This is a genomic window from Streptomyces sp. P5F9 (genome assembly GCF_057961495.1).
This window is the reverse complement of the sequence record NZ_JBXVPZ010000663.1, coordinates 1-4026: the sequence shown is the minus strand read 5'-3', so window position 1 is coordinate 4026 and position 4026 is coordinate 1. Positions and strand designations below refer to the sequence as shown.

Genomic DNA, 4026 nt, shown 5'->3' with positions numbered 1-4026 from the left:
GTCCTACGCCCCGTTGCTGCCCCGCACCGACCCGCGCCGGAACCACCGCACCAGGTTGCCCCTGCCCCTGCACCTCGACGCCGGCCTGAACCGGGGCCCCCGCCTGCACAGGCACCGATCCCGCACCCCGCGCCTGCGCCGGCTGTTGAGGCTGCGGCTGGGCAACAGCCCGACGCCGCCGCCCAGTTGGCGCGCTCGCGGGATGCGGCTGAGGCGGAGTGTGGTCGTCGGACTGATCAACCGGAACGGCATCGTGCCGCCCGTCGTCACCGGGATGCCCACCAGGAACACCCCCGGGAACCTGCCCAGGCGCGACGGGAACCCCAGGCTCGACGGGAACCCCCGGAGCCCTCGGAACTCCCGGTGCCTGCGCAGCCGTAGCCCCAGACCCGTCCGGCGTCCGATCGGCCTCGGCCGGCGGCAACGCGAACACGGTCCGCGCCCCCGCCTCCTGAGCCGCGGCCCGCTCGGCCGCGGCCGCCAACGCCCGCCTACGACGCCCGGTCGGCTGCCCGTCCTCGCCACCGGAGTCATCGGAGCCGCCGCTCGCGGGCAATGCGGCCGGCAACGCCTGCCGCTCCCCACCCACGGGCACGCCCCGCGGAGACACGGTGCCGCCCAGCCCCGTACCGGAAGCCGCGGTCCCGGCGGCATGCTCCGCCGCCGTCATCACAGCGCCCTCGGAGACACCCCCGGACCCACCTTCGGAATCACCGTCGGACACCTCACCGGCCGCCGCGCCCTCGGCCGCCCGCCCACGCCGCCGCCCGGTACCACCGGACGCACCGTCGCCGCCCGCTTCACCGGCCACCGCCGTGGACTCGTCGCCCGCACGCCTCCTGCGCCGCCCGGTGGGCACCGCGGCCTCGCCACTGGAGCCGCCGGTGTCCTCGGACCCCGGCACCTCGCTCTCCAGGAACGCGTCCACGGAGGACCGCCGGGCCCGCCGACGTCCGTTGCTGCCCGAAGCCTGCTCGGGGAGGGCGAGTTCGGCGCCGCCACCGGTCGCGGCCGGAGCCGCGACGGCCCCGGCCCCGCCCCCGATGGGCACCTCCAGCACATATGCGCTGCCGCTCATCCCCGGCACGTCGTGCGTCTGCAGCACACCGCCGTGCGCCCGTACGATCCCGCGCACGATCGGCTCGTGCACCGGGTCTCCCCCGGCATACGGCCCGCGCACCTCGATCCGTACGACCTCACCGCGCTGCGCCGCCGCCACGACGACCGTGTTGTCCATGTAACCGCCCGCGGACACCGGCGAGTTGCCGGTCGCGTCGACGCCCGCGACATCCGCGACGAGATGCGCGAGCGCGGTCGCGAGGAGCCCGGGGTCGACCTCGGCCTCGATGGGCGGCGCGTGCACGGCGAACTGCACCCGACCTGGACCGATCAGTTCTACGGCCCCGTCGACGCCGGCGGCGACAACGGCGTCCAGCATCACCTTCGTACGGGTGATGTGGCCGTCGCCGGTCTCCAGCCGCTGGTAGCCGAGCACGTTGTCGATGAGCTGCGTGATGCGCGAGTAGCCCGCCGAGAGGTGATGCAGGACCTGATTGGCCTCGGGCCACAGCTGGCCCGCGTCATCGGCGGCCAACGCGGCCAGTTCGCGCCGCAGTTCGTCGAGGGGTCCGCGCAACGACCGCCCGAGCAGCGTGAGGAGTTGCTCGTGCCGTCCGGCCAGCTCCTCGAACCGGTCCTTCTCCCGCTCCCCGAGCGCGGCGTACCGCTCCTCGTTCGCGGCGAGTTCCTCCTCGTGCCGCTCCTGGAGTTCCTCGACCTCGGTGATGTGCTTCTGGCGCAGCGAGGTCAGCTCGGAGGCGTGCTCCTCGTCGATGCGCTCCAGCTCGTCCCGGTGCAGCTTGTCGGCCGCCTCCTTCTCCTCGGCGAGCGAGTCGTAGGGCCGCCGGTCGGTGAAGGTCATCACGGCGCCGACGAGCTGGTCGCCGTCGCGCACGGGCGCGGTGGTGAGGTCGACGGAGACCCGGTCCCCGTTCTTCGCGAACAGCACCTGCCCGCGTACCCGGTGCTTGCGCCCGGACCGCAGGGTGTCGGCGAGCGGCGACTCCGCGTAGGGGAACGGGGAGCCGTCCGCGCGCGAGTGCAGCACGAGGGTGTGCAGTTCCTTGCCGCCGAGGTCGCTGGCGCGGTAGCCGAGGATCTGCGCGGCGGCCGGATTGACGAGCACGACCCGCCCGTCCGTGTCCGTCCCCACGACGCCCTCGGCGGCCGCGCGCAGGATCATCTCGGTCTGCCGCTGCGAACGGGCCAGCTCGGCCTCGGTGTCCACGGTCCCGGAGAGGTCGCGCACGACGAGCATCAGGAGTTCGTCGGAGGTGTAGCCGTAGCCGTCGTAGGCCTGCCGGCCGTCTTCGAGGTTGGCGCTGGTGACCTCGACGGGGAACTCGGAGCCGTCGGTGCGGCGGGCGGTCATGCGGGTCGGCTTGGTCCGGCCGCGCGGGTCCATCGAGTCGGGGCGGCGCATGGAACCCGGGATGAGCCGGGAGTCGAACTCCGGCAGCAGATCGAGCAGTCCGCGCCCGACGAGGGCGGTGCCCGGCGCCTCGAAGGCCTCCAGCGCGATGGTGTTCGCGTTGACGACGGTTCCGTTGGCGTTGACCAGCACCAACGCGTCCGGGAGCGCGTCGAGTATGGCTGCGAGGCGAGCAGCGCCTCGGGATGGCCTGCTGCTCACGAGACGCTTCCTCCCTGTTACCGCACCTTGCCGACCGCGGAGGCCATCTTGCCAACCTGCCCGCGACGTGTCACGCGAGGGAGTCTAAGGGCAGTCCTTGTGCTCGCGGAGTGAGATGAGAGGGAGGTCGCACGGTGAAGTGACGCAGAACGTGTGACCGAGCACTAACCGGCCACCGGTCCCCGGCGTCTTCGGCGGCCTCCCGTTGTCCCTAGCGGCCGGCGCCGAGGTCCGGCAGCAGCGGGACCATCCCGTTCCAGCGGGAGATCTCGCAGCCGTTGCTCCGGTCGTACGTCGTGTCGACGGGGCGTCCGGCCCAGGTGCCGGTGACGTGGGCGGTGGCGGGGCCGCCGTAGATCATCGTGCACATGCTGTCCGGGGGCACCGGGGCGAAGGGGTCCTTTCCCCACTGGGTGTTGCGGCCGACGGCCTCGCAGGCGCCTGTCACGTCCGGGTGGGTGCCGCCGCCGGGGTGGCAGTACAGCTCGCGCGTCCCGTCGGCCGCGCCGCCCGCGTGCCGGACGGTGACGGTGAGGTGGTCACCGCCGGACAGGTCCTCGTCGCGGACGGGCGGTGGCGCGAGGGTGCGGAGAGTTCCGGGGGACGCGACGGCAGGCACCGCGGCCAGCGAGCCGACGGTGGCGGCGGACGCGGCGGCGATCACGAGGAGACGGTTGACCTGCGACATGACCTGACTAACGCCCGCCGCCCCCGGACGTTGCGGACACGGCGGCCGGCATCAACGGCTTTGCCCTGCGGGCCGCCCGCCTAGTACCGTGGGAGGCGATTGGTGACACCGCGCTCGTCTGTGTCATCATCTGCACGCACCTTCCGCGCTCGCGCGGGTGGTTGTGCTGGAGGCGTCGCCTAGTCCGGTCTATGGCGCCGCACTGCTAATGCGGTTTGGGACGCAAATCCCATCGAGGGTTCAAATCCCTCCGCCTCCGCACCTCACCGAAGCCCTGGTCCGCGCGACCGGGGCTTCGGCCGTTCCCAGGACCCCCCCGTAAGGGTGTTTTCGCAGCTCACAAGGGGTATGGCTAACGGATTTCACATGGCGGCGGCAGTCATGTAATGTTCTTCCTGTCGCCGCGAGCGGGCCGGAAGGGCCGGGAACAGCGAAGAAAAACAAGAGAAAACAAGCACTCGTAGCTTAACGGATAGAGCATCTGACTACGGATCAGAAGGTTGCAGGTTCGAATCCTGCCGAGTGCACATCTGACGAGAGGCCCCGGAGCGATCCGGGGCCTCTCGCGTGTGTCCCTGGCGGGTATGCCCCGGCGTCCGTTGTTTCGAAGGCCGGTGGCGGTTTCTGGCGGTTCCGGGGCGGGTCC

At 72.1% G+C, this 4026-nt stretch carries 2 protein-coding genes and 2 tRNA genes; 2 read left to right on the top strand and 2 right to left on the bottom strand.

The genetic code is table 11. The features are described 5' to 3' along the window. Together AC31A1_RS48035 and AC31A1_RS48030 are read right to left on the bottom strand one after the other, a co-directional pair. The coding region (locus AC31A1_RS48035; RefSeq protein ID WP_489659367.1) for a PAS domain-containing protein at positions 1-2692 on the bottom strand (2692 nt) is incomplete at its 3' end. 211 nt (positions 2693-2903) lie between these two features. Beyond that, the gene (locus tag AC31A1_RS48030) at positions 2904-3380 is read right to left on the bottom strand and encodes an SSI family serine proteinase inhibitor (protein WP_489659366.1); all 477 of its coding nucleotides are present in this window, start codon (positions 3378-3380) and stop codon (positions 2904-2906) included. Positions 3381-3548: 168 nt separating this feature from the next. Between AC31A1_RS48030 and AC31A1_RS48025 the strand changes: the two genes are divergently transcribed. Both AC31A1_RS48025 and AC31A1_RS48020 read left to right on the top strand, forming a co-directional pair. Next, positions 3549-3639: transfer RNA gene (locus tag AC31A1_RS48025), tRNA-Ser, on the top strand. A 195-nt stretch (positions 3640-3834) separates the two neighbouring features. Next, positions 3835-3907: transfer RNA gene (locus AC31A1_RS48020), tRNA-Arg, on the top strand. The last annotated feature ends 119 nt before the right edge of the window (positions 3908-4026 follow it).